Origin of the sequence: Sphingobium cupriresistens LL01, assembly GCF_001046645.1 — a bacterium.
Classification (GTDB): Bacteria; Pseudomonadota; Alphaproteobacteria; order Sphingomonadales; family Sphingomonadaceae; genus Sphingobium; species Sphingobium cupriresistens.
On record NZ_KQ130436.1, the window covers coordinates 285,235 to 309,821 of the forward strand.

Here is a 24,587-nt window from a genome sequence, read left to right on the forward strand (position 1 = left end):
GATGGCCGAACGGACCGACGAACAACATGCGCAGAAGATGAAGAAGAAGCAGGCCGCGCACGACCGGATCGTGGCGGGCAAGACGGTCGAAAAGGGCCTGCTGATCGTCCACACCGGCAAGGGGAAGGGCAAGACGACTGCGGCGTTGGGCATGGTGGTGCGCGCCATCGGCCATGGCAGGAAGGTCGGCGTGGTCCAGTTCGTGAAGGGGGCGATGGAAACGGGCGAGAAGGCCGTGTTCGATCGTTTCCCAGATCAGGTCGAATTCATGGCCATGGGCGACGGCTTCACCTGGGATACGCAAAATCGGGCGCAAGACATTGCTTCGGCGCGCAAAGCCTGGGATCAGGTCAAGCGCATGATCGCCGACCCGGCCTATCATCTGGTGCTGGCCGACGAACTCAATATCGTCCTGCGCTACGATTATCTCCCCCTCGACGAGGTGCTGGCGGTTCTTAAGGCCAAGCCGGAGATGAAGCATGTCATCGTCACCGGCCGCAACGCGCCCGAAGCGCTGGTCGAAGCCGCGGATCTGGCGACGGAGATGACGCTGGTGAAGCACCCGTTCCGCGAACAGGGCGTCAAGGCGCAGCCCGGCATCGAATTTTAGGGGCGATGGTCGATCTGGTTCACCAGGCTGCGGGCGGCATCGACATAGGCCGGGCCGCCACAGACGGTCCATGCCTGGGGCAGGCGCAGCCGCTTGATGTCTTTCAACAGCGGATGCCGCAGCATCTCCGTGCCCTGATCCACCACCCGTTCGGAACCGCTTTCGATCAGCAAATAGTCCGGCTGGGCAACCATCAACTCTTCGAGGGTGAGTTGCGACAGGACCGGCTTGCCGAGCTTTCCGGCCAGGTTGACCAGACCCGCGCGGGTCATCAGGTCGTCGATCAGCGTGCCCGTTCCGGTCAGGAAACCGCGCCGCTGATAGTAAGCGGCGATGCCGGCCGGGCGCGGCCGAGCGATGGCGGCAAGATCCCGGTCCATCCGGGCGATCAGCGCCTCGCCGCGATCGACATGGCCAATGGCCTTGGCGACGGCGCGGATTTGCGTGACGATGCCGGCATAACTACCAGCCGGTTTGAGATCGAGGGTGTGATAATGCGCGCCCGACAGCGCCGCCATCATGCCGGTGCGGCGGGCCGGCGCGCCTATCACCAGATCGGGATCGATCGCCAGCACCTCCTCCGCCGACCCCCTCAATATGGGCAGGCCGCGCGTCTGCGCCGCCGCTGCGGACATGGCCGCATTGTTCGCATTCCGGGTCAGGCCGGCAATCTGCGTCCGATCGGCCAGCGCAAGCAGATATTGGTCGGCGCACAGGTTCAACGACACGATCCGCCGCGGCGGGGCGCTGCGGCCGGTCTGCGATGCGGGCGCCGAACCAGCCAGGAGGCCGCCCGCAACCCATGCGAACAGGCGCGCCGTCAGCCGGGCGGATGGCCATTTCGTCAGTCTGCATAACATGCCCACCCCATGACCCACACGACCCCGGTACACAAGCGTGACGGGGACCACCGATCCAATGCGAGGTGCCATTTCCCATGTCCTACCCATCAGACGCACGGCGGCGCACCTTATTGCTCATCCTTCTGGTCGTGACGATCCTGGCGGGCGTCGCCTCTCTGGGGGTGGGATCGGCCGCCATCGATCCGGCGCGGTTGCTGGCGGCGGCGACCGGCCATGGCGACCCAATCGCAACGGCCATCCTGTTCACGCTGCGACTGCCGCGCGTCCTGCTCGGCCTGGCGGTGGGCGGCATGTTGGGCCTGGCCGGCGCTGCGTTACAGGGCTATCTGCGCAACCCGCTGGCGGAACCGTCGGTATTGGGGGCATCCAGCGCCGCGGCGCTGGGAGCCGTCAGCGCGCTGTATTTCGGGCTGTCCGAGCGCCATATCCTATTCCTGCCGGTGCTGGCGATCGCGGCCGGGCTTCTCGCGCTGTTGCTGCTCTTTGCGCTGGCGGGACGCGCCGAAAGCCCGCTCAGCCTCATTCTCGCCGGCATCGCGATCTCCGCCTTGGCGAGCGCCGGCATCAGCCTGGCCCTCAACCTGTCCGAAAACCCCTTTGCCGCCATGGAGATCACCGCCTGGCTGCTAGGATCGATCGAAAACAGGTCGATCGAACATGTCTGGATCGCCTTGCCCTGTATCGGATGCGGCGCGGCGCTTCTCCTGCTCGACGCGCGCGCTCTCGATGCCCTGACGCTGGGGGAGGAAGGCGCGCAGGCGCTGGGCGTCACCCTGCGGCGGACGCGGCTGCGGCTACTGCTGGGGATCGGCATCGGCGTCGGCGGCGCGGTGGCGGTCGCCGGCTCGATCGGCTTCGTCGGGTTGATCGTTCCGCATCTGGTGCGTCCGCTGACGGATCGCAGCCCCTCGTCGATCCTGCTGCCCTCGCTGCTGGCCGGCGCGGCGCTACTGACGCTGGCTGACATCGCGGTGCGGCTGATCCCGACCTATAACGAACTAAAGCTCGGCGTCATCACCGCGTTCCTGGGCGTTCCTGTCTTCCTGCTACATCTGCTGCGGGAGCGGCGGCTATGGTGATGCCACCGGCCGCATATGCCGACCGAGTCCGTCCGACGGTCTATCCCGCTTCCATCAGAATAGCGGGTTGTCGTCACGCTTATGGGCGATTTGCAGGCGAATCATTTTATTCGTCTATATTCAAAAGGATATTCGTATATCTTCTCATAGATTTATATGGGTCGGGTCAAGCGGCGCTCATGTCAATATATACGATAATATATCTTATGTTAAATTTGATAAATTTATGCGATCGCGTGATACTGTCCAACTCGCTGTCCCATCGGCGCGATCAGGCGATCGCCAAGACGCTGCTCAGGATGATCCGCACCAGTTCGGCCTGGCCCCGCGCCCCCATTTTGGCGTAGATTTTCTTTGAATAGTTGCGCGCCGTCTCAACCGTCAGATGGAGATTGGCAGCGGCCTGCGCGATGGGAATCCCCTGGCCCATTTCCCAGGCGAGTCGCGCCTCGCTGGGCAATAGCCCGAACAGGTCGACCAACTGCTCGCATCGGTCCGCCTGCGACGATCGGTCGCCGCTCAGATAGACGATGGCCACCGGCGTCCCGCCCGCCGCCACCGACTGTCCGCGAAATGGCGCGACCAGCATGTCCATCCACGGATCGCGGCTCAGATTGATCGCGCGCGGCCGCGCCTCCGCATCCTGCGCGAACATCTTGACCAGCGCCGTTAATTCGCGGTCCAGCCCCGGCGATGTCGGGGTCAGCCGGTCATAGCGCCCGCGCCGCAGGATAGTGTTGCGCTGGAACAGCTGTTCGACATGGGGCGTCATGTCCAGGATGCGGCATTGGGGATCCAGCGTCAGCCAGCCGAAATTCAGCCGCCCAAAGGCTTCTGACGTCAGGGTCGATCGCAACTTCTCCCGCTCCAGCGCCACAAAGCCGCGCAATGCCGTGCGCAGATGCGGGGCGAGCGCGGTCAGCAACGCCGTGGCCGATGACGATATGCGCGTGCTCGCGCAGCTCAGCCAGGCATCCACCCCGCTGCTCTCCGTCACCCGCACGGATCTTATGTCATCCACGCCCATGCCATGCAGGAAATCGCTCCGATAGGATTGCAACGCGGCATTGTCCGGCGGGATCAGTTCGGCGAGCGAATAAACCCGCCCTTCCCGCATGTTGCGATGAGCCAGCGGATCGTGCACATATTTCTCGGCGAACAGCCGGCCCAGATGTGGCGGCGCCGCAGGGCCGGCATATAGCTCGACAATATTCTTCTCATCGATCGGACGAAAGGCCAGGCTGACATAGCGGACCTGCATCCGGCTGCGCAGCCGGTCGAGAAAATCGTGCCAAAGCGGCTGCTGGAACATGCCCTCGCTCAGGCTGACCAGCAGGCCGGAATCATCCAATCGCATGAGCTGGTCATATACCCTCCCATTTGGGAGGTCCAATGATAGTTGCTTTCTGCCAAGGTCGCTCGCAAGAAGATTGCGAGGATCCATGGCGGACGTGAAGACCCTGACTCATCTGGAGCGGCTCGAAGCCGAAAGCATCCATATCCTGCGGGAGGTGGTGGCTGAGGCCGAAAAGCCGGTAATGCTTTATTCCGTCGGCAAGGACTCGGCGGTGATGCTGCATCTGGCGCGCAAGGCTTTCTATCCCTCGCCGCCGCCCTTCCCGCTCCTGCATGTCGACACGACCTGGAAATTCCAGGAAATGTACAAGCTGCGCGACCGGATGGCGCAGGAAAGCGGCATGGAATTGCTGGTCTATCATAATCAGGAAGCGATGGACCGGGGGATCAACCCGTTCGACCATGGCGCGCTGCATACCGACATGTGGAAGACGGAAGGGTTGAAGCAGGCGCTCAACCTCCATGGCTTCGACGCGGCGTTCGGCGGCGCGCGGCGCGACGAAGAAAAGAGCCGGGCGAAGGAGCGCATCTTCTCCTTCCGCACCGCGTCCCATGGCTGGGACCCCAAGAATCAGCGGCCGGAATTGTGGAACCTCTACAACGCCCGCAAGCACAAGGGCGAAAGCATCCGCGTCTTCCCGATCAGCAACTGGACCGAGCTGGATATCTGGCAATATATCCATTTGAACAATGTGCCGATCGTGCCGCTCTATTTCGCGGACATCCGCCCGACGGTGGAGCGGGACGGCATGTTGCTGATGGTCGATGACGATCGTTTCCCCCTGATGCCGGGCGAAACGCCGGTCATGCGCTCGATCCGCTTCCGCACGCTGGGCTGCTATCCGCTGACCGGCGCGGTCGAAAGCACCGCCAAGACGCTTCCGCAAGTGATCCAGGAAACGCTTCTGACGACCACGTCGGAACGGCAGGGCCGCGCTATCGACAAGGATGCGGGCGGCGCCGGCATGGAGAAGAAGAAGCAGGAAGGGTATTTTTGACGCGCCACGGAATGCGCAGCATTCCGAAGCGTCAACCCCGGCTAAGGCCGGGGTATTGTGCCACCGGGCACCGCCTTCGCCCAGATCATAGCGATCCCAGCTTTCGCTGGGATGACGGGATGAACATATGACCGACCCCATCTACAAGACCGACGCCCTCATCGCTGAAGATATCGATCAATATCTCAAGGTCCATGAGCATAAGACGATGCTGCGCTTCATTACCTGCGGGTCGGTGGATGACGGCAAATCGACGCTGATCGGCCGGCTGCTCTACGACAGCAAGATGATCTTCGAGGATCAACTCGAAGCGCTTCAGGCCGACAGCAAGAAGGTCGGCACCCAGGGGCAGGAGATCGACTTCGCCCTCCTCGTCGATGGCCTCGCCGCCGAGCGCGAACAGGGCATCACCATCGACGTCGCCTATCGTTTCTTCGCCACCGAAAAGCGCAAGTTCATCGTCGCCGACACCCCCGGCCACGAACAATATACCCGCAACATGGTGACCGGCGCATCGACCGCGGACCTTGCGGTCATCCTGATCGACGCACGCAAGGGCATCCTGACGCAAACCCGGCGCCACAGCTATCTCGCTCACCTGATCGGCATCCGCAACATCGTGCTGGCGGTCAACAAGATGGACCTGGTCGGCTATGATCAGGCCGTGTTCGACGGCATCGTCAAGGATTATGCCGCGTTCGCCCGCTCGATCGGCATCACCGCCTTCACGCCGATGCCGATTTCCGGGTTCAAGGGCGACAATATCACCGGCCTCAGCCCCAATACGCCCTGGTATAGAGGCCCGGCGCTGATCGAGCATCTGGAGACGGTCGATGTCAACAGCGCGGCCGACGCTGACAAGCCGTTCCGCATGGCGGTCCAGTGGGTCAACCGCCCCAATCTGGATTTTCGCGGCTTTTCCGGCCAGATCGCGACCGGATCGGTACGCCCCGGCGACGCCATCCGCGTGCTGCCCTCCGGCAAGACCAGCACCATCACCCGCATCGTAACCCTCAATGGCGATCTCGAAGAAGCTGTCGCCGGCCAGTCGGTCACGCTCTGCTTCGCCGATGAGGTCGATTGCTCCCGCGGCGACGTGATCGCGGCGTCCGACAGCCCGCCCCAGGTCGCCGACCAGTTCGAAGCGACGATCGTGTGGATGGCGGATGAGGAAATGCTGCCGGGCCGCTCCTACTGGCTCAAAATCGGCGCCCAAACGGTCACCGCCACAGTGCAACAGCCCAAATATCAGGTCAACGTCAACACGATGGAGCAACTGGCGGCCAAGACGCTGGAGTTGAACGCCATCGGCGTCGCGAACCTGTCGACCGATCGGCAGGTCGTGTTCGAACCCTATGCCGACAACCGGACGCTGGGCGGTTTCATCCTGATCGACAAGATCACCAACGCCACGGTGGCCGCGGGGATGCTGCACTTCAGCCTACGCCGCGCCCAGAATGTCCATTGGCAGGCGACCGACGTCAGCCGCGATTTTCATGCGGGCCTCAAGAATCAGAAGCCAGCCGTGCTCTGGTTCACCGGGCTTTCAGGCGCAGGCAAATCGACCATCGCCAATCTGGTCGAAAAGCGGCTGGCGCGGATGAACCGCCATACCTTCCTGCTGGACGGCGACAATGTCCGCCATGGCCTGAACAAGGATCTGGGCTTCACCGACGCCGACCGGGTGGAAAATATCCGCCGCGTGGGCGAGGTCGCCAAGCTGATGACCGATGCGGGCCTGATCGTCATCACCGCCTTCATCTCCCCCTTCCGGGCCGAACGCGACATGGTGCGGCAGATGATGCAGCCGGGCGAGTTCATCGAGGTGCATATCGACACCTCGCTGGCCGATGCCGAAGCGCGCGACGTCAAGGGCCTCTACAAGAAGGCGCGAGCGGGCCAGCTCAAGAATTTCACCGGCATCGACAGCCCCTATGAAGCGCCCGAAGATCCGGAGATCCGGATCGACACGGCGGACATGACTGCGGAGGAAGCGGCCGAGGCGATCGTCGCGCGGCTGATCCCATGAGCACCGCCCCCAATAGTGCGATGTCGGACGCCAAGCTGGCCGCCTATCTCGCCGAGATAGCGGGACGGCTGCTGCTCGACGTCCGGGCGTCCGGCCTGTTCAGCCCCAAGGCGCTGGGCAAGGCCGGGGACCAGACCGCCAACCAGTTCCTCTGCCACGCCCTGCGCGAACAGCGGCCCGACGACGGGCTGTTGTCCGAAGAGGAAAAGGATAATGAAGATCGCCTGGCCAAAAGCCGGGTGTGGATCGTCGATCCGGTCGATGGCACCCGCGAATATGGCGAGGAGCGAGCCGACTGGGCGGTGCATGTGGGTATGGCGATCGACGGCCAGCCGGTGATCGGCGCGGTTGCGCTGCCGGGGCTGGATGGCGGTATGGTGCTGAGGTCCGACGAACCCGTCCCTTTGCCCCTCGCGCCGGACCGGCTGCGCATGGTTGTCAGCCGCACCCGTCCGGCGGCCGAAGCGATCGAAGTGGCCGCACATCTCGGCGCGGAACTGGTGCCGATGGGATCGGCGGGGGCCAAGGCGATGGCGATCATCCTGGGTCAGGCCGACATCTACCTGCACAGCGGCGGCCAATATGAATGGGACAGCATGGCCCCGGTCGCGGTCGCGCGCGCCCATGGCCTCCATTGTTCGCGCATTGACGGCGCGCCGCTCGTCTACAACCAGGCTGACGTATATCTGCCCGACCTGCTGATCTGTCGGCCCGAACATGCCGAAACGGTGTTGGGGCATGTCGCCCGTTTCAAACAGGATGCGATCAAAAGCTGAAAGTTGCAGGTGATGGCGCGATCAGAGCTGATCGCGCAGGGTCCGCATCACCTCGTCCAGGAAATCGACCACCGCCCGGACACGCGGCAATCCCTCCAGGTCGGCGTGCATCACCAGCCAGTAGCTGCGCCGCGCCGCCATCTCCACCGGCAGGATTTGGATCAGCCGATCGTCCTGCGCCGACGCGAAGACATGGAGCATGCCCAGCCCCATGCCGGCCGCGACCGCTGCATGTTGGGCCGCGCTCGAACTGGCGCGAAAGCGGATTTGCGCGCCGGGCAGCAATTCGTCGAGCGCGATCATTTCGGGAAATCCGGCCAGATCGTCGATATAGGATACAAAGCCGTGTCGGGCGAGGTCGGCGCGACTTTCCGGCATTCCCTCTCGCTCCAGATAGTCGCGCGAACCGTAGAGAGCGAGGCGATAATCCACCAATTTGCGCGTCACCAGCCGTCCCTTGGGCGGCGGATTGAGCATCACCGCAATGTCCGCCTCCCGCTTGGAGAGACTCGCCGCGCGGCTTTCCGACGCCAGTTCCAGCGTCAGCCGGGGGTGGCGCGCGCGTAACGTCGCGACATGGGGTGCCACCAGATGCGCGGCGCAGGCTTCGGGCGTCGCCAGCCGCACTATGCCTTCGACATCGCGGTCGCGCCCCTCTACGCTGCTGATCGCCGCCAGCAACTCGCTCTCGATCCGTTCGGCATGGCCGACCAGCGCGAAGGCGGCGGGCGTGGGCATCACCCCGCGAGGCGATCGATCAAACAACCGCGCGCCCAGCGTGCGCTCCATATTGGTCATGCGCCGGGCGACCGTGCTATGGTCCACGCCGATACGGCGCGCGGCGGCCAACATATTGCCTTCGCGCATCACCGCCAGGAACAGGCGCAGTTCGTCGGAATTAAGCATAGGCAAATCTGCACAACCATTGTGTTAATGGGCTTGTATATCTGCAAAGCCGGTGGGTCTATAGCGCTGTCATTGCATCGTCTGGAGAGGATCAAAAATCATGCGTTCCATCAGCCATTTCATTCACGGGGAAAGCGTGTCCTTCCCCGGCGCGCGCCTCTCGGACGTGTTGGACCCGTCCACCGGCGCGGTGCAGGCGCAGGTCGGCCTGGCTACGCCATCGCAGCTGCAAAAGGCGATGGATTCCGCGCTGTCGGCGCAACCGGACTGGGCTGCAACCAATCCGCAGCGCCGCGCCCGCGTAATGTTTCGCTTCAAAGAGCTGATCGAGGCTAATCTGGACGATATGGCGCGGATGCTGTCATCCGAACATGGCAAAGTTATCGCCGACGCCAGAGGCGATATTCAGCGTGGGCTGGAAGTGGTGGAGTTCGCCTGCGGCATCCCGCATCTGCTGAAGGGCGATTATACCGAAGGCGCCGGGCCCGGCATCGACGTCTATTCGATCCGTCAGCCCCTGGGTATCGTCGCGGGCATCACTCCATTCAACTTTCCTGCCATGATTCCGCTGTGGATGAGCGCGATGGCGATCGCCTGCGGCAATGCGTTCATCCTCAAGCCATCCGAGCGCGATCCGTCGGTGCCGGTCCGACTGGCTGAACTGGCTCTGGAGGCGGGCCTGCCCGCGGGCATCCTGAACGTCGTCCATGGCGACAAGGAAATCGTCGACGCCATCCTCGACCACCCCGACATAAAGGCGGTCAGCTTCGTCGGGTCGTCCGACATCGCCAATTATGTCTATCAGCGCGCCGCCGCCAACGGCAAGCGCGCCCAGTGCATGGGTGGCGCGAAAAACCATGGCATCATCCTGCCCGATGCGGACATGGACCAGGCGGTCGCCGACATCGTTGGCGCGGCCTATGGTTCGGCGGGCGAGCGCTGCATGGCGCTGCCGGTCGTGACCCCGGTGGGCGAAGCGACGGCTGAAATCTTCCGCACCAAGCTGATTGCTGCGATCGAGACGCTGCGCCCTGGCATCCCCAGCGATCCCGACGCGCAATATGGCCCGCTTGTCACTGGCCAGCATAAGGCGCGGGTGGAGAGCTACATCCAGATGGCGGCCGATGAAGGCGCGGAAATCGTGGTGGATGGCCGCGGCTTCCAGCTCCAGGGTTATGAGGACGGTTTTTACCTCGCGCCCACGCTGATCGACCGGGTCACGCCGCAGATGAAGAGCTATCAGGACGAGATTTTCGGCCCGGTGCTCCAGATCCTGCGCGCCGAGACGTTCGAGGAAGCGCTGAGCTATCCGAGCAAGCATCAATATGGGAACGGCGTCGCCATCTTTACCCGCAACGGCGATTATGCCCGCAAATTCGCGGCGCAGGTCGAAGTCGGCATGGTCGGTATCAACGTGCCTATCCCGGTGCCGGTCGCCTATCACAGCTTTGGCGGCTGGAAGCGTTCAGGCTTTGGCGATCTCGACCAATATGGCGAGGACGGCGTGCGATTCTACACCCGCAACAAGAAGATCACCCAGCGCTGGCCGACCGGCGGCGCAGTTGTGGACCAGAGCTTCGTAATTCCGACGATGAAGTAAACTGCGCGGGGGGATGGTCGCTTCGGCCGCGATCATCCCCCTTTGGACCACGGCCGGGGCTTCGATCAACCCGCCTTCTGGCGCCACGATATTACCAGATATCCCAGCCTGTTACTGTCGACATCGTCGGCCTGATCGGCATGATCCGACTCATCGCGCAGCCCTGCGTCAAAGAGTTGATTATGTTGCCCTCTTTATCGTACGTTCGTTCATGCTGGCCGGGCTGCTCTCTACGTCCGCCATCGTCATGGCTGCGCCACCCGACATCGCCCGCGTCAGCGCTGACATCAAGACGCTCTCCAGTGATCCTCTGCTATAACCATAAGCTATGCCCCGGTCATTTCGGCCCGATTGCCGATGTCGACCGAGGCCACGACTATGACGGCTTGATAAGGAGCCGCCATGTCCCCCACCCTGCCCCAGAACGCCATCGCCACCGTGTCGCTACGCGGCACATTGGAGGAAAAGCTGAAGGCGGCGGCCGTCGCCGGTTTCGCCGGGGTCGAGATTTTCGAGAATGACCTGATCGGCTCCGCCCTCGCCCCGTATGAGGTCCGCGCGATGCTGGACGATCTGGGCCTGGCCTGTATGCTCTACCAGCCGTTTCGCGATTTCGAGGGGATGCCGGGCGACCTGCGCCGCCGCGCCTTCGACCGGGCGAAGGCCAAGTTCGACCTGATGGATGAACTGGGCGCCGATCGCATCCTTATCTGCTCCAGTTGCCACCCCGCGGCGCTGGGCGAGCGGGAGCGCATCGTCGATGATTTCCGCGAACTGGGCGATATCGCGCAGCAAAGGGGCATCATCCTGGGCTATGAAGCGCTCGCCTGGGGCCGGCATGTCAACGACCATCGCGACGCCTGGGCCATCGTGGAGGCGGTCGACCATCCCCATGTGGGCATCATCCTCGACAGCTTCCATTCCTTGTCGCGCAATATTCCAAACGATAGCATCCGCGCCATAACTGGCGACAAGATCGCCTTCGTCCAATTGGCCGACGCGCCGTTGCTGGACATGGACCTGCTCTACTGGAGCCGCCATTTCCGTAACCTGCCGGGTCAGGGCGGGCTGGATGTCGAAGGCTTCGTGGCGGAAATATTGCGCACCGGATATGACGGGCCATTGAGCCTGGAAATCTTCAACGACCGGTTCCGCTCCAATGCCGCGCGGCTGGTCGCCGAAGATGGCTGCCGGTCGCTCGACTATGTGCGTGACGCGGCGAAGCGACTGATCGATCAACCCACCGATATGCCAGCGCCACAACCCGTGTTGAGCGCCGAATTCGTCGAATTCACCGCAGATGGTCGCGATGCCGCGCGCCTGGGCAGCAATTTCGCGACGCTGGGCTTCACGCTGGTCGGCGAGCATCGCCACAAGAAGGTGACACGCTGGCGGCAGGGCGGCGTCAATCTGGTCATCAATGCGGAGCCCAAGGGTTTCGCCAGCGCCTATCGCGCGGCGCAGGGCACGGCGATTTGCGCGATCGGCGTGCGGGTGAAGGACAAGGCCGCAGTGCTGGCTCGCGCCGCAGCGCTGGGCATCAAGGCCTATAGCCCCGAAGGCCGGCCCGGTCGCCTCGCCATGCCGGCGCTGCGCGGGGTGGGCGGCAGCCTAGTCTATCTGATCGACGCGGACGAGGTCGAGGGATTGTGGGCGCGCGAATTTCACGCGACGGATGGCGATGCGGGGGTGGTCGGTGCTGACGCCCGCAGCATCGATCATCTCGCTGCCGTCGTCCATAATGACGAATTTCTGTCGTGGCAGCTCTACTGGCGCGCCCTGTTCGGGCTGGAAGCGCGGGCGGCGCAAGATGTGATTGACCCTTCGGGCCTCGTCCACAGCCAGGCGCTGCAATCGGCGGACGGCGCGTTCCGGGTCACGATCAATGCGACGGACGCGCGTGAGACATTGTCCGCCCGCTTTCTGGACCATGGCATTGGCGGCGGCTATCAGCATGTCGCATTGATCACCGATGATATCTTCGCGACGGCGCAGGCGCTGCGCGACGAAGGCGCGGCGATGCTGGATATACCCGTCAACTATCATGCCGATCTGGCCGCCCGCTTCGATCTGGACGATGCGATGATCGCCCGCATGGCCGACCTTGGCATCCTCTATGACGAGGATAGCGACGGCGCGGGCTTCTGGCAGCTTTATAGCCGCGCGTTCGACAAATTGTTCTTCTTCGAATTCGTCCAGCGCGCCAATGGTTATGCCGGTTATGGCGCGCCCAATGCCGGAGTGCGGCTGGCGGCGCAGAACCGGTTCAGGCCAGAAGCGACGCCGACGGCAACGCTGTAAATCAGCCCCTCTTTCCGTGCGTCGGAGCAAAGGGAGATCGGGCTTGATCCGTCAGAAGATGAACTTGATGGTCGCGCCCGCCACCAGCGCGTCCGGATAAAGGTTCGTTGCGCCGACGCGGTGGATATATTGGAGGTTGGGACGCAGCAGCAATTGCCGGATCGCCTGCCACCCATAGAAAATCTCGCCGCTGACCTCATGGGTCTGCACCGCGACATTCTGGCCCAGTGCGACTTGGTCACGCTGCCGATCCGTGATCCGAGGATTGACCCTGGCATAGACAAGCCCCAGCCCGAAATTATCCTTGGGCCGGCTGTCCCACAAACCGCGCGCGACGAAGCCGCCGCTGACGAAAATGGGCACCCGCGCCGTGTGGCGATCCGACAGGGTGGCCGTGCCGAACAGGCTGAGGCCGCGATCGCCCGGCCCGAAGCGGACCACCATCTTTTCCGCCATCGCCCAGGCGCTCCACCGTTCCTGCCGCATGGCCGGGGCGAGGCTGGACAGAATATAGGAATCTCCGTTCATATCATCGCGCACGTCGGCGCGGTCGGTCGTGTCCACCAGCGCGCCGACGCGGACCAGGCCCGGCAGCCCGCCAACCGCCTGCCCCGTCTTCCAGCCCAGTTCTACCGGGAGCACGAAACTGTCGAAACGCGGCGCCAGCTTCCAGCCTGCCCCGGTCTGGGCGCGGAAAGCGTTCACTTCGAACCCCGCGACCGTCACGGTCAGGTTCGGCGCAATCTCCTGCCGGACGCGCAGGCCCCAGCGCGGGATCGGGAAGCCCGAAAAGCCGCTGTTATAAAATAGCGTGGTCGGGCGCGGGCAGAAGGCGAAATTCTGGAACTGGCAGCCGCTGGGCAAGGTCGCGAAATCGTCGCCAGTATGATAGAGACCGAATTTGAGCGCGGTCTTGCCGCCATTGAGCTTCTGCTCATAGCTGAGTTCAGCCGGGCGTAAATCCTGCCCGCCACCGAATAATTCCTGCACCTCGAACAGGTTGCCAAGGCGCGTCGCGGTCAGATCCTCCCCCTTGCGGTGGATGATCGTCGCGATGATCTTGCCGCCATCCAGGCCGAACGCCTTGCCGGTGTCAATCGCGGCGGAGGCGAGCAATTGCTGGGTGTAGGCCGCGCCGCCGTCGCGCCCGCCCGTGATGGACGCGGCGCTTTCGGACACGTAGGAGAAGGTCAGCTCGACGCCCTTGTCCTTCAACCGCGCGCGCCAGCCGGGTTTGTCGGCCGGCGGCGACGGCGCCGGAGTCTGAGGACCGGCGGACGGCCCCTGCAATTGCCGCGCGGCGACAACCGGCGCGGCGATGACGATGGCGGGCGGACTGTCGGCGATCATGCGGCGGCCTTTCGATCGCTGAAGCTGTCGAAGGCACGCAGCATCCGCGCGGCATCAGGTTCAACGCCAGTGAACAGCGAAAAGGCGTGGGCGGCCTGCATCACAGCCATGCCGCCGCCATTCAGCGTCGCGCAGCCTTTGGCCGCAGCCGCCTGGAGCAATTGGGTTTCCAGCGGGAAATAGATGATGTCCGACACCCATTGATCGGGCGTCAGCAAGGCGGGGTCGAAAGGCAGGCCCGGATGGCTGAGCATCCCGATCGGCGAACATTGCACGACGCCATCTGCGCCGCGGATGGCGTCTGCAGCCGACAGCGCCGCCTTCACCTGGGCTTGCGTGAACAGCGTGCCCAGCCGATCGGCAAGCGCGCTCGCCCGTTCCGGCGCGGGGTCCATGATCGTCATGCTCTGCGCGCCGAGGTCGAGATGGGCATAGCCGATCGCCGCCGCCGCGCCGCCCGCGCCGATCAGCGCGACATGGGCCCGCGGCCGATCGCCAAGGCCCGCCAGAAAATGCGCGCGATAGCCAGACCAGTCCGTATTGTCGCCATGGCGCTTGCCATCGCGGAACAGGATGGTGTTGACCGCACCCAAGGCTCTCGCCGCGTCGGACAGGCTGTCGACCAACGGCATCACCGCCTGCTTGAAGGGATGGGTCACGTTGATCCCGTCAAAACCCATGCCGACCAGCATGTCGAGCAGGCCCGGCAGGCCGTCCGCGTCATAGCCCATCACTTCCCCGTCGAGGATGCGATACACCATCGGCAGGCCCAGCGCGCGGGCTTCGCCTTCGTGCATCTCCGGGCTGCGCGACCCTGCGATGCCGCTGCCGATCAGGCCACAGAGGATGGGCGCGCGGGATGAGCCCGCATCGGCGGGGGAAGCGAAGGACATGGCAATGATCCTTGGATGAAGCGGTTCAGGCGGCTTTGGGCAGGCGGATCAGCGAGACGCAAATCCCCGCCAGCACCACCGGCACCGCAAAGATGCCGAAGATGACCGGCAGCGAGACTTTGGCGGCGAGCAGGACGCCGCCCAGCATCGGGCCGATCACCGCCCCAATCCGGCCGACGCCCATGGCCCAACCGATACCAGTGCCGCGCGCTTCGGGCGGATAGAGGCTGGCGGCGAGCGGATAGCAGCCGTTGAAGCCGCCCTGCACGAACACACCGATCAGGAAGGCGGTGCCGAGCGTCGCGGCCAGCGGCATGGCGACCGACCCGAAGACCGTTAGCGCCACGGCCGCCAGCGCCATATAGACCAAGATCAGGCGGCGTAGGTCGAAATGCATGGCGACCAGGCCGATCGAGGATGTGCCGATGAAAGCGCCGATATTGTAGATCGCGCCGGCATAGATGGCGTCCTTCGCGGGCAGGCCAGCCTCGACCGCCAGCTTGGGAATCCAGCTGATGACGAAATAGAGCGTCATGAAGCTGAAGGTGATCGCCAGCCACAACAGGATGGTGCTGCGCGCGCGCCCTTCGGTCAGCAGGCCACGCACGCCGGCGTGGCGGGTTTCGCTGACATCCTGCGGCGGCAGCGCATCGAGTTGCGGCTGGCCGATCGAGGCGAGCAGCCGGTTGGCCTTTTGCAACGCCCCCTTGGGCTGGCGGCTGAGCAGGAAGGCGATCGATTCGGGCAGCACCAGCCAGACGATCGGGATGGCGATGGCGCACAGGGCGGCGGCGGCGAGCAGCATCGCCTGCCAGCCATGTTCCGACAAATGGCTGGCGACGACAAAGCCGGTGAGCGTCGCCCCGACGGGATAGCCCGCCTGGAGGAAGCCGACCGCGAAGGTGCGATGCTTCGTCGGCGCATATTCGGCGGTCAGCGCCGCCATGCTGGCCAGCACCGTGCCGATGCCGATGCCGACGATGAAGCGGCTGGCGATCAGTTCGCCGATCGAGGTGGCAATGCCGGACGAGAACATCGCGGCGGCCATCATGACCAGCGAGGCGAGGATCAGCTTGCGGCGGCCAAAGCGATCCGCCAGCGGCGCGATGAGCAGGCCGCCCGCGGCCATGCCGGCTAGGCCCGCGCTGAAGACCACGCCCAGGCTTTCAGGGCTGACCTGCCAATCGCTCGACAGGGCCGGCGCGATATAGGACAGGATCAGCACGTCCATGCCGTCCAGCATATTGAGGATGAAGCAGGTCGCAACGACCAGTATCTGACGCGCAGTCCAGACGCTGTCCGACGCCAATGCCGATATGGGCGTGGCGGGATTGTCCACGGTCACATAGGGCCGGACAGATACGGTGCCGCTGGCGGAATAGCTGGCCATCGAAGAAACGCCTTTCATCCTCTCGCGGGGCGAACCATGCCCCATAGCTCGAACCAACCCGGTGCCGTATCTGGTTCTATTCTGCGGGTCTGGCCACCATGTTGCGATTGACCCTTGCTTTCCAGAGCCTCAAACACGGTCGTCCATGCTATTATGTTATGGCTTTGGGCGGGGAACGCTCAACAATATGGTGCGGGCGATCTCTTCGAACGTCTCGCCGATGATCGCGCGCGGCGATTCCAGATTGCGGTTGATATAGACCGGCAGCGTTCCAGGATCGTCAAACTCCAGGAAGCGCACCGTTTCGGCATGAGCCTGCATCGCGGTGAAGCTGTCCACCAAGGCCACGCCCATGCCGTTGGCGACGAAGGCCACCGCTGTTTCGGCGAAGCGGATATAAGTCTCCACGTCCAGCGCCTGCCCCGCCCGCGCGAACATGTCGGCGATAATGCGGCCGTGCGGCGTGTCCGGGCGGAAGGATTGCAGCTGTTCGCCGGCGATGTCGGCGACGCTGATCCGCGTGCGGTCGGCTAGTCGGTGGCTGGTGGGCACCGCGCACACCATCCGCCCCGCGCCGATCCGGCTCGACAGGATGTTGGGGTGGTCGATCGGGAAGACGCTCAGTGCATAGTCGCCCCGCTGCAACGCCAGATAATCCGACGCCTGCTCGACCGACAATATGTCGAACTGAATGGTGAGGCCGGGATAGTTGGCGGTCAGCCGGGCCAGCATCCTGGGCACCACGGAATGGCCGAGCGAGGGCGACGCGCCGACGCGAAAGGTCCGGTCCTCGCCCTTGGCCAGCCGCTTGATGACATGGTTGAGGTCTTCGAAGCCCTTATAGACATGCTCGATTTCCTGAAACAGCACCCGCGCTTCATGGGTCGGCACCAATCGGCCGCGCGTCCGGTCGAACAGCCGGAAATGCAGCTTGTCCTCCATATGGCCAAGCATACGGCTGAGGCCCGGCTGCGACGTGCCGAGCATCTGCGCGGCGGCGCTAACCGTCTTGGCGATCATGATGGCGCGGAATATTTCGATCTGGCGCAGGGTGAGCATGGTGCCTCCCTAGCATCGTCTGCCCGCGACAGCCACGGCGGCCGTGCGCCGGATTCAGTCCATGGTTCAGGCCATGGTTCAGGCCACCAGCGCCTCAACCGTCGGCAGCCGTACTTGGAAGATGCTGCCCTCGCCGGGGATGCTGTGCTTGAGCGACAGCGCGCCGCCGTGCAGCGCCACCAGTTGCCGGACCAGCGCCAGCCCGATGCCAAGGCCATCCTGCGCATCGCCCGCCGGGCGATTCACCTGCGCGAACAGGTCGAAAATCCGGGCCTGCATGTCCGGCGCGATGCCGATGCCGGTATCGGCCACCTCTATCTCCGCCCAGCCATCCACGACGCGCACGGTCAGGCGCACTTCACCACCAGGCGGCGTATATTTGGCGGCATTGTTGAGCAGGTTGCTGGCGATCTGGACGATGCGGGCATAATCGGCGTCGATCCAGATCGGATCGTCGGCGATGTCGATGACCAGCCGGTGTTGCGCCGCCTCGATCGTCGGCTGGCAGGTTTCCACGGCGAAGGCGAGGGCGTCCTGTAGCAGGATATGCTGCGTCTTGAGCGAAATCTTGCCCTGGTCGATGCGGGCGATGTCGAGGATATCTTCGATCAAGCGGGACAGATGATGGACATGCCGGCCCATCCGCCCCCGAACGTCGCGCGCGGCGTCCGTGCCTTCGCGCTTTTCCAACAGGTGCAGGCCCGCACCCAGCGCGGCGATCGGGTTGCGCAATTCATGTCCCAGTATCGCCAGAAATTCATTTTTGCGCCGATCGGCCACCTGCAATGCCGCAGCGAGCGACGCCAGTTCGTCACGCTGCGCGATGATCTGCCGACGCTGATCGTATAGGTCGAAGAAGATCGCGGCCTTCGACCGCAAGATATCGGCTTCGATCGGCTTCTGGATGAAGTCAACCGCCCCTGCCCCATAGCCGCGGAAACGGCGCTGAAGATCGGCGCTGCCCGCGGTCACGAAGATGATCGGCACATGGCGGGTACGGTCGTTGCCCCGCATATATTCGGCCAGTTCGAATCCGTCCATGCCGGGCATCTGAACGTCGAGCAAGGCGAGGGCGACCTCGTGGACCAGCAGCAGTTCCAACGCTTCCTCCCCTGACCGGGCCTTTAGGCATATCAGTCCGTCGCGCTGCAAAAGTGCTTCAAGCGCCAGCAGATTTTCCTCAAGGTCGTCGACCAGCAGGCAATAAAGGGGGTGCGTGTCGCTCGTCATGTCGTCGCCAGTGTCAGAAGATAGAAAATCATGTCGTCCAGGGTCATGGCGCTTGCCGACGGGCAGGCCGCGAGCGCCGCCGCCGGCATGGTCGCCACCTGCGCTTCGGCCGGTTCCTGCGCGATGGCGAAGCCGCCGGCATCGGCCACGGCCGCCAGGCCTGCCGCGCCGTCATGATTGGCGCCGGTGAGGACGATTCCAGCAAGCGCAGGACCATAGGCGTCCGCCGCGCTTTGCAGCAGCACGTCGATCGCCGGGCGGCTGTGGTTCACCGGCTCGTCCCAGGACAAGGCAAGCGAGCGGTCGGCCTCCACCAGCAGATGATAGTCCGAAGGCGCGAAATAGATCGTTCCCGCCGCGATCGGTTCCTTGTCCTCCGCTTCCCGGACCGGCAGCGGGCATTTGGACTGGAACAGAGCGACCAGCGCATTGCTCCGATCAGGCGGCACATGGACGACGATCAGCACCGGCAGCGGAAAATCGGCGGGCAGCGCGGGCAAGATCCGCAGCAATGCCTGAACGGCGCCAGCCGACGCGCCGATCGCGATCGCCTGGATCGGCTGCGCGTTCATGGCTCCCGTCTCTGGTAGATTTTTTCTTCCCGCACGAAATCCGCGAAAGACGGCGCGTGGCTGGAAAAGCGCAGGCTCTCCTTCGACCCCAAGCCCAGAAAGCCTTTTCGCGTTAGCGAGTCGCGAAACAGGCCGAGCGCCCGGTCCTGCAAATCGCGATCGAAATAGATGAGGACGTTGCGGCACGAAATGAGATGCATTTCGGCAAAGACCGCGTCGGTCACCAGACTATGATCGGAAAAGACGACCTGCGACCGCAGGCCCTTGTCGAACACCGCGCGACCATAATCCGCGGTATAATAATCCGACAGCGACGAGCGGGAGCCCGACTGCTGATGATTTTCGGTGAATTTGCGAATCTGATCGAGCGGATAGACGCCTGCTTCCGCAGCCTGGAGCGCGTCGGGATTGATGTCGGTCGCATAGAAGAGCGTGCGCTGGTCCAGCCCCTCTTCGCGGAACAGGATGGACAGCGAATAAAGTTCTTCGCCATTGCTGCACCCCGCTACCCACACCTTGAGCGAGGGATAGGTCCGCAAATGCGGGATCACCTTTTCCCGCAAGGCGCGGAAATAACTGGGATCGCGAAACATCTCGCTGACCTGCACAGTCAGATAGTTGAGCAGGCGCGGCAACGTCGCGGGATCGTGCAGCAGATGATCCTGCATGGCGGAAAAGCTGGCGAAGCCCAATTGCCCGCGCGCCTGAACCAGGCGGCGCTTGATCGACGCGCGCGCATAATGGCGAAAGTCATAATGATAGCGTTGGTACAGCGCCTCCAGCAGCAGCTGGATTTCGATATCCTCGACGCCGGCCTGCATCTGGCCCTGCATTATCGCGGCATCCATACGCGCACCAGCGAGAGCAGTTTATCAACGTCGATAGGCTTGGCCATATAGTCGTTAGCGCCCGCCTCCAGGCAGCGCTGCTGATCGTCGGGCATCGCCTTGGCGGTCAGCATCAGGATCGGCAGCGCCGCCCAACGGGGATCGCTGCGCAATACGCGGGTGGCGGTCAGTCCATCCATCACCGGCATCATCACGTCCATGAGGACCAGATCGATGCCCTTTACAGGATCGTCCACAGACGCCGCCAGCGCATCGATCGCCTCCTGCCCGTTGCGCGCAATCTGGACCGCCGCGCCGCGCGGTTCCAGCACGCTGGTCAGCGAATAGACGTTGCGCACGTCATCCTCGACGATGAGGATTCGGCGCCCTTCCAACGCGGCATCGCGATTGCGGGCCTTCTGGATCATCTTGCGCTGTTCGGGCGGCAGTTCCGATACGATCTGGTGCAGGAACAGCGACACCTCGTCCAGCAGCCTTTCGGGCGACTTGGCGCCCTTGATGATAATCGAGCTGGAATAGCGGCGCAGGCGCTGCTCGTCGTCGGGCGACAGGTCGTGGCCGGTATAGACGATGACCGGCGGGAAGCCATGATCCCCCTCCTCGCTCAGCGTCTCCAGCAGAGCAAATCCCGACGTATCCGGCAGGCTCAGGTCCAGCACCATGCAGTCGAACGTGTGCTGGCGCAGCTGTTCCAGACATTCCGCCGCGGTGCCCACGCCGACCGTTTCCACGTCGTCGGTCAACAGCAGCCGCGCAACGGCGTCACGCTGGACCGGATCATCCTCGACAATAAGGACGCGGCGGACCCGCGTCGCCAGCTTGGCGTGCAGATTTTCCAGCACTTGCGCCAGTTGTTCGCGCTTCACCGGCTTCACCAGATACCCGACCGCACCGAGTGACAGCGCGGCCTGGCTATGGTCGGACGCAGACACGACATGGATGGGAATATGGCGCGTCGCATCATCATGCTTGAGCCGGTCGAGCACGGTCAGCCCGGACTGGTCGGGCAGGCCGAGATCCAGCACGACGGCGCTCGGCTTATATTCCCGCGCCAGCTTCACAGCCTCCTCCGCGGTGCCGGCAATGATGCACTGAAAGCCCAGGTCGCGCGACAATTCGCATACGATCGATGCGAACACCTCGTCATCCTCGATGATCAGGAGCAGGCGGCGCCCTTCGGCGATCGAAGCGCGGTCGTCCTCCACGATCCATTTGGGCTGGTTCGGCGCGCTTCTGGCGGGCGCGGATGCCGCAGGCGCAACCGGCGCGGGTTCGACGCGGGCGGGCGGCGCGGCGGGGGGACGGGACGCAACCGTGGCCGGATCGTAAATAAGCGGCACGATGAGGGTGAAGCTGCTGCCTTCGCCAGGCTTGCTGTCCAGGCTGATGCTGCCGCCAAGCAGACGGGCGAGCTGCCGCGAGATGGAGAGGCCAAGGCCAGTGCCGCCATAACGCCGACTGATCGTGCTGTCGGCCTGATGAAACGCCTCGAAAATATGCCCCTGTTGTTCTTTCGACATGCCGATGCCGGTGTCGGTGACGGCAAGCGCGATCCGATTCCCCTCCACCGGGGACAGGGTCAGGCGCACGCGGCCCTGCTCGGTGAATTTGAAGGCGTTGGACAAAAGGTTCTTGAGGATCTGCTCGATACGCATCCGGTCGGTTTCGATCGCGCGCGGGCAATCGGCCGCTACCTCTATTTCGAAAGCCAGATTACGCGTTTCGGCGACAGGCTGGAACAGCTGGCGCAAATCGCCGACCAGCCGCTGCAATGGCACGGTTTCGGGCTGGACCTGAATATGCCCCGCCTCGATCTTCGACAGGTCGAGAATGTCATTGATGAGCGTAAGGAGATCATTGCCCGACGCTTCGATCGTGCGGGCGAATTTGACCTGATCGTGCGACAGATTGCCATCGGGATTGTCGCCCAACAACTTGGACAGGATCAACAGCGAGTTGAGCGGCGTGCGCAATTCATGCGACATATTGGCCAGGAAATCGGACTTATACTGACTCGCCTGCTCCAGCTCGCGCGCCTTTAACTGCAATGTGCCGGTCGCGCGTTCCAGTTCGTCGCGCTGGTTCTCCAGCGTCTGGGCCTGTTCCTCCAACTGGCTGTTGGTCTGCTCAAGCTCGACCTGCTGCTGTTCCAGCCGGACCTGCGATTCCTTGAGCGCTCGCCCCTGTTCTTCGAGTTCCTCGTTGGAAACGCGCAATTCCTCACTTTGCGCCTGCAACTCGCCCGACTGGCGCTGGGTTTCCTCCAGCGCATCCTGCAATCGCGCGCGAAAGCGGGCAGAGCGCAGGGCGATGCCGATCGCCGGTGACGCATGGTCGAGGAGTTCGAGGACAGCCGGGCTGACCGGCTGGAAAAAGCCCAGTTCCAGCACGGCGTTGACGACCTCGTCCGCCTTGGCCGGGATGATGACAAGATGGCGTGGTCGGTCCCTGCCCAGCGCCGATCCGATGGTCAGATAGCCGTCGGGAACATCCTCTAGCACAAGCGGGGCGCCTTCCGCAGCAACCTGCCCCAGCAGCCCGTCCTTGACCAAAAAGCCGGACGGCATATCCGCGTCGGTCGGCACGCCAAGCGTAGCCACGCGCTGAAAACGCCCTCCTTCGCCTTTGAACAGCGCGCCGCCCTGAAAGCCGAGATAGCGGGCCAGGAAGACAAGGATCGCCTCGCCCAATTCCTCAACCGATTTCTCACCGCCCATCGCCTTGGCCAGGCCTAATTGGCCAGCCTGCAACCATTGCTGGCGCGCGCGGGCGCGGTTGCTGATGCGCATGAGGATGAAGATGACGAGAGTCAGTCCCGCGCCGATCAGGCTGGTTAAGATGCTGGTGGTGATGGCCGTGCGCGACGCGGTCGCCATGTCGTCCATGCGAATCTGGCGCAGCCGCAACTCTTCCTGCGCCATGCCGTTCAATTGCGCCCGGATCGCATCCATTGCCACTTTGCCGCGATCGGTCGCCACCACAGCCAGCGCCGCCGCGACCCCCTGGGTCCGGCGCAGATGGACGGTTTCACGCAATTCCGCTAGTTTGGCGTCGACATGCCGCTTCAGCGCAGCGACATTCGCCTGCTGCGTCGGATTGTCGCGGGTCAGCGTGGCGACAGCCTGCATCCGCGCGGTCAGATTCTTCACCGCGCTGTCATAGGGTTCCAAATAGGCCTGGGCGCCGGTCAACAGATAGCCACGCTGTCCGGTTTCCGCATCCTGCGTCGTTGAAAGTAGATCGTCGAGCGAGACAAGCACGCTGTGGGTATGGCGGATCGCCTCGTCGCTTTGGCGAAGGCTCTGGATGTTGCGATAGGCGATCGCACCGCTGACGAGGAAAAAGGCGAGACCAACGGCCAGTCCCAATGCTGCCCAGATCGATGCGCGCGACAGCGGGCTTGCCGCGAAAGCTGTTTTTCCAATTGCCATGGCCGTTTCGCGTAAAGGGGTCTCAGCCATCCGCCAAGCGATTGTTTTACAGGATCGGCCGGGATTGCATACTCACCCGACCCAAAGCTGATCTGTATCAATATGCGGCAGCCCAAGCCGTGTAATGGCCCTGAAAATTGCCGCAAGACTCTCGTGATGATGCGCGGATATAGTTGCTCGTCAGCGTATCCGGAGCCGGCGCGACTTGCTCTTTATGATCGAAGCGAGTGAGTAGGAAGGGGGCCGCCCGATCGATCACGGAAGTTGCCGGGCACATCGCCGGCGCAGACGGCTCATCCACCAACATGCAGCGTGAACAGGCGTTTTTGCCTATCTTGCCGAACAGGGCGTGACGGCGCCGGTTCGCGCGGCGGGCGACTATCGGATCGAGGCCGCCACCGCGGCGACCCGACGGTTGCTGGCTGGCAAGGATCGGCCCGACGCGATCTTCTGCGCCAATGACCGCATGGCGATCGCCGCCATCAATGTCGCGCGACATGAGTGCGGATGGGATGTCGGTTGGCAAATCTCGATCGTTGGCTATGACGATGTGCCGATGGCGGCATAGCCTGCCTGTTCCCTGGCCACCTATGCCCAACCCGCCCAGCGCATGGTTGATGAAGTGCTGCGCCTGATACGCATATTGCGCGAAGACCCCGCCAGGCATGAAGATGTCGTGATCGAAGGGGGGGCTAATAGTGCGGGGCAGCAGTAGGGCGGTACGCGTGCGGTAAGACGCCGATCGGATTCCGTTTGGAAGGGAACCTGCCAATTAGGGCGCGGGTTATGTTTCAAAAGGAGAAGGCCATGTATGAGACTGGAAGCAAAGAGGAAAGCGTCACCCATGTGACGACGACCGAAGCACGCGGTGGATCGCGCACGCGGGCCACCCGCAATATCCTCACAATCAGCCTGCTGCTGATCGTCATTATATTGGCCGTTGCACTGGGCTTTGGTTTTTTCGAAACGGGTCAGTCAGGGGCCGACAATGTAAACACCGAAAATGCGGCGCAGCAAAGCGCTGGTCCATCCCCCGGCGGTTGATGGCCGACTGTTCCTAATTATGCCAGGCAAATATTCTGATTGTCTGAGCGAAAGCCATCGCGAAGTTCAGTGTATTCCGATTGGCCTCACTTATTTGTCCGCTCGACCGACAGCCCGCATCGCAGAATGCGCGTAGAGAAATTTCTATCATAAAATCAATCGTTAAACTGAATTAGTCTATGTGCCTCGTTAACGATTTCTTCATCAATATCGACAAGATTCAGCGACATTCGACCGATTTATCGAATATGC

Annotated in this window: 20 protein-coding genes; 9 read left to right on the top strand and 11 right to left on the bottom strand. The window is 63.3% G+C overall.

Translation table 11 applies throughout. The features are described from left to right. The first annotated feature begins 1 nt into the window (after nt 1). Nucleotides 2–610 carry a cob(I)yrinic acid a,c-diamide adenosyltransferase gene (gene cobO, locus V473_RS17860; protein ID WP_066608184.1) on the top strand — a complete coding sequence of 203 codons (609 nt, stop codon included), beginning with the start codon at nt 2–4 and terminating at the stop codon, nt 608–610. On the opposite strand, the gene V473_RS17865 is transcribed toward cobO, so the two are convergent. Beyond that, nucleotides 607–1,470: an ABC transporter substrate-binding protein gene (locus V473_RS17865; RefSeq protein WP_066608186.1), complete on the bottom strand. Its 864-nt coding sequence runs from the start codon at nt 1,468–1,470 to the stop codon at nt 607–609. The genes cobO and V473_RS17865 overlap by 4 nt on opposite strands. A gap of 77 nt (nt 1,471–1,547) precedes the next feature. On the opposite strand from V473_RS17865, the gene V473_RS17870 reads away from it, so the two are divergent. Next, nucleotides 1,548–2,552: a FecCD family ABC transporter permease gene (locus V473_RS17870; RefSeq protein WP_066608189.1), complete on the top strand. Its 1,005-nt coding sequence runs from the start codon at nt 1,548–1,550 to the stop codon at nt 2,550–2,552. Between the two features lie 271 nt (nt 2,553–2,823). Here V473_RS17870 and V473_RS17875 read toward each other — a convergent pair whose 3' ends face one another. Continuing rightward, nucleotides 2,824–3,909, bottom strand: a complete 1,086-nt coding sequence (locus V473_RS17875; RefSeq protein ID WP_066608198.1) for a helix-turn-helix transcriptional regulator — start codon at nt 3,907–3,909, stop codon at nt 2,824–2,826. Nucleotides 3,910–3,994: 85 nt separating this feature from the next. Between V473_RS17875 and cysD the strand changes: the two genes are divergently transcribed. The 3 genes from cysD (at nt 3,995) to V473_RS17890 (ending at nt 7,711) form a co-directional block, all read left to right on the top strand. Next, the gene (gene cysD / locus V473_RS17880) at nt 3,995–4,906 is read left to right on the top strand and encodes a sulfate adenylyltransferase subunit CysD (protein ID WP_066608201.1); all 912 of its coding nucleotides are present in this window, start codon (nt 3,995–3,997) and stop codon (nt 4,904–4,906) included. A gap of 127 nt (nt 4,907–5,033) precedes the next feature. Beyond that, nucleotides 5,034–6,935 carry a sulfate adenylyltransferase subunit CysN gene (gene cysN, locus V473_RS17885; RefSeq protein ID WP_066608204.1) on the top strand — a complete coding sequence of 634 codons (1,902 nt, stop codon included), beginning with the start codon at nt 5,034–5,036 and terminating at the stop codon, nt 6,933–6,935. Next, nucleotides 6,932–7,711, top strand: coding sequence for a 3'(2'),5'-bisphosphate nucleotidase CysQ (locus tag V473_RS17890; RefSeq protein WP_242495949.1), 780 nt, complete (start codon nt 6,932–6,934; stop codon nt 7,709–7,711). The genes cysN and V473_RS17890 overlap by 4 nt, the downstream gene beginning before the upstream one ends. A gap of 21 nt (nt 7,712–7,732) precedes the next feature. On the opposite strand, the gene V473_RS17895 is transcribed toward V473_RS17890, so the two are convergent. Next, complete coding sequence (locus tag V473_RS17895; protein WP_066608207.1) at nt 7,733–8,617, bottom strand: LysR family transcriptional regulator; 885 nt, start codon at nt 8,615–8,617, stop codon at nt 7,733–7,735. Nucleotides 8,618–8,717: 100 nt separating this feature from the next. Between V473_RS17895 and V473_RS17900 the strand changes: the two genes are divergently transcribed. Both V473_RS17900 and V473_RS17905 read left to right on the top strand, forming a co-directional pair. Then, on the top strand, nt 8,718–10,217 hold the full coding sequence (locus V473_RS17900) for a CoA-acylating methylmalonate-semialdehyde dehydrogenase (RefSeq protein WP_066608217.1): 1,500 nt from the start codon (nt 8,718–8,720) through the stop codon (nt 10,215–10,217). A 402-nt stretch (nt 10,218–10,619) separates the two neighbouring features. Then, nucleotides 10,620–12,518 (top strand): bifunctional sugar phosphate isomerase/epimerase/4-hydroxyphenylpyruvate dioxygenase family protein, encoded by a 1,899-nt coding sequence (locus V473_RS17905; RefSeq protein ID WP_066608227.1) that lies wholly within the window; start codon nt 10,620–10,622, stop codon nt 12,516–12,518. Between the two features lie 51 nt (nt 12,519–12,569). Here the strand turns inward: V473_RS17905 and V473_RS17910 are convergent, their stop codons facing one another. The 8 genes from V473_RS17910 to V473_RS17945 form a co-directional block, all read right to left on the bottom strand. Beyond that, a complete protein-coding gene (locus V473_RS17910) occupies nt 12,570–13,868 on the bottom strand; it encodes a carbohydrate porin (protein ID WP_066608229.1) in 1,299 nt (432 codons plus the stop codon). Beyond that, nucleotides 13,865–14,761, bottom strand: a complete 897-nt coding sequence (locus tag V473_RS17915) for a shikimate dehydrogenase (RefSeq protein ID WP_066608232.1) — start codon at nt 14,759–14,761, stop codon at nt 13,865–13,867. The genes V473_RS17910 and V473_RS17915 overlap by 4 nt, the downstream gene beginning before the upstream one ends. Nucleotides 14,762–14,786: 25 nt before the next feature. Continuing rightward, nucleotides 14,787–16,151: an MFS transporter gene (locus tag V473_RS17920; protein WP_066608774.1), complete on the bottom strand. Its 1,365-nt coding sequence runs from the start codon at nt 16,149–16,151 to the stop codon at nt 14,787–14,789. 156 nt (nt 16,152–16,307) lie between these two features. Beyond that, nucleotides 16,308–17,210 carry a LysR substrate-binding domain-containing protein gene (locus V473_RS17925; protein WP_066608235.1) on the bottom strand — a complete coding sequence of 301 codons (903 nt, stop codon included), beginning with the start codon at nt 17,208–17,210 and terminating at the stop codon, nt 16,308–16,310. 78 nt (nt 17,211–17,288) lie between these two features. Continuing rightward, nucleotides 17,289–18,440: a hybrid sensor histidine kinase/response regulator gene (locus tag V473_RS17930; RefSeq protein WP_066608239.1), complete on the bottom strand. Its 1,152-nt coding sequence runs from the start codon at nt 18,438–18,440 to the stop codon at nt 17,289–17,291. Next, on the bottom strand, nt 18,437–19,012 hold the full coding sequence (locus tag V473_RS17935) for a chemotaxis protein CheB (RefSeq protein ID WP_066608243.1): 576 nt from the start codon (nt 19,010–19,012) through the stop codon (nt 18,437–18,439). The genes V473_RS17930 and V473_RS17935 overlap by 4 nt, the downstream gene beginning before the upstream one ends. After that, nucleotides 19,009–19,860, bottom strand: coding sequence for a CheR family methyltransferase (locus tag V473_RS17940; protein ID WP_408021517.1), 852 nt, complete (start codon nt 19,858–19,860; stop codon nt 19,009–19,011). The genes V473_RS17935 and V473_RS17940 overlap by 4 nt, the downstream gene beginning before the upstream one ends. Next, on the bottom strand, nt 19,845–23,291 hold the full coding sequence (locus V473_RS17945; RefSeq protein WP_066608244.1) for a response regulator: 3,447 nt from the start codon (nt 23,289–23,291) through the stop codon (nt 19,845–19,847). The genes V473_RS17940 and V473_RS17945 overlap by 16 nt, the downstream gene beginning before the upstream one ends. A gap of 349 nt (nt 23,292–23,640) precedes the next feature. On the opposite strand from V473_RS17945, the gene V473_RS24445 reads away from it, so the two are divergent. Further along, complete coding sequence (locus tag V473_RS24445; protein ID WP_066608247.1) at nt 23,641–23,859, top strand: substrate-binding domain-containing protein; 219 nt, start codon at nt 23,641–23,643, stop codon at nt 23,857–23,859. A gap of 239 nt (nt 23,860–24,098) precedes the next feature. Beyond that, nucleotides 24,099–24,335: a hypothetical protein gene (locus V473_RS17955; RefSeq protein ID WP_129925821.1), complete on the top strand. Its 237-nt coding sequence runs from the start codon at nt 24,099–24,101 to the stop codon at nt 24,333–24,335. The last annotated feature ends 252 nt before the right edge of the window (nt 24,336–24,587 follow it).

Coding starts and splice junctions, on each gene's coding strand:
- cobO (WP_066608184.1), top strand. CDS start 2: ATGGCCGAACGGACCGACGAACAACATGCGCAGAAGATGAAGAAGAAG.
- V473_RS17865 (WP_066608186.1), bottom strand. CDS start 1,470: ATGTTATGCAGACTGACGAAATGGCCATCCGCCCGGCTGACGGCGCGC.
- V473_RS17870 (WP_066608189.1), top strand. CDS start 1,548: ATGTCCTACCCATCAGACGCACGGCGGCGCACCTTATTGCTCATCCTT.
- V473_RS17875 (WP_066608198.1), bottom strand. CDS start 3,909: ATGCGATTGGATGATTCCGGCCTGCTGGTCAGCCTGAGCGAGGGCATG.
- cysD (WP_066608201.1), top strand. CDS start 3,995: ATGGCGGACGTGAAGACCCTGACTCATCTGGAGCGGCTCGAAGCCGAA.
- cysN (WP_066608204.1), top strand. CDS start 5,034: ATGACCGACCCCATCTACAAGACCGACGCCCTCATCGCTGAAGATATC.
- V473_RS17890 (WP_242495949.1), top strand. CDS start 6,932: ATGAGCACCGCCCCCAATAGTGCGATGTCGGACGCCAAGCTGGCCGCC.
- V473_RS17895 (WP_066608207.1), bottom strand. CDS start 8,617: ATGCTTAATTCCGACGAACTGCGCCTGTTCCTGGCGGTGATGCGCGAA.
- V473_RS17900 (WP_066608217.1), top strand. CDS start 8,718: ATGCGTTCCATCAGCCATTTCATTCACGGGGAAAGCGTGTCCTTCCCC.
- V473_RS17905 (WP_066608227.1), top strand. CDS start 10,620: ATGTCCCCCACCCTGCCCCAGAACGCCATCGCCACCGTGTCGCTACGC.
- V473_RS17910 (WP_066608229.1), bottom strand. CDS start 13,868: ATGATCGCCGACAGTCCGCCCGCCATCGTCATCGCCGCGCCGGTTGTC.
- V473_RS17915 (WP_066608232.1), bottom strand. CDS start 14,761: ATGTCCTTCGCTTCCCCCGCCGATGCGGGCTCATCCCGCGCGCCCATC.
- V473_RS17920 (WP_066608774.1), bottom strand. CDS start 16,151: ATGGCCAGCTATTCCGCCAGCGGCACCGTATCTGTCCGGCCCTATGTG.
- V473_RS17925 (WP_066608235.1), bottom strand. CDS start 17,210: ATGCTCACCCTGCGCCAGATCGAAATATTCCGCGCCATCATGATCGCC.
- V473_RS17930 (WP_066608239.1), bottom strand. CDS start 18,440: ATGACGAGCGACACGCACCCCCTTTATTGCCTGCTGGTCGACGACCTT.
- V473_RS17935 (WP_066608243.1), bottom strand. CDS start 19,012: ATGAACGCGCAGCCGATCCAGGCGATCGCGATCGGCGCGTCGGCTGGC.
- V473_RS17940 (WP_408021517.1), bottom strand. CDS start 19,860: ATGGATGCCGCGATAATGCAGGGCCAGATGCAGGCCGGCGTCGAGGAT.
- V473_RS17945 (WP_066608244.1), bottom strand. CDS start 23,291: ATGGCAATTGGAAAAACAGCTTTCGCGGCAAGCCCGCTGTCGCGCGCA.
- V473_RS17955 (WP_129925821.1), top strand. CDS start 24,099: ATGTATGAGACTGGAAGCAAAGAGGAAAGCGTCACCCATGTGACGACG.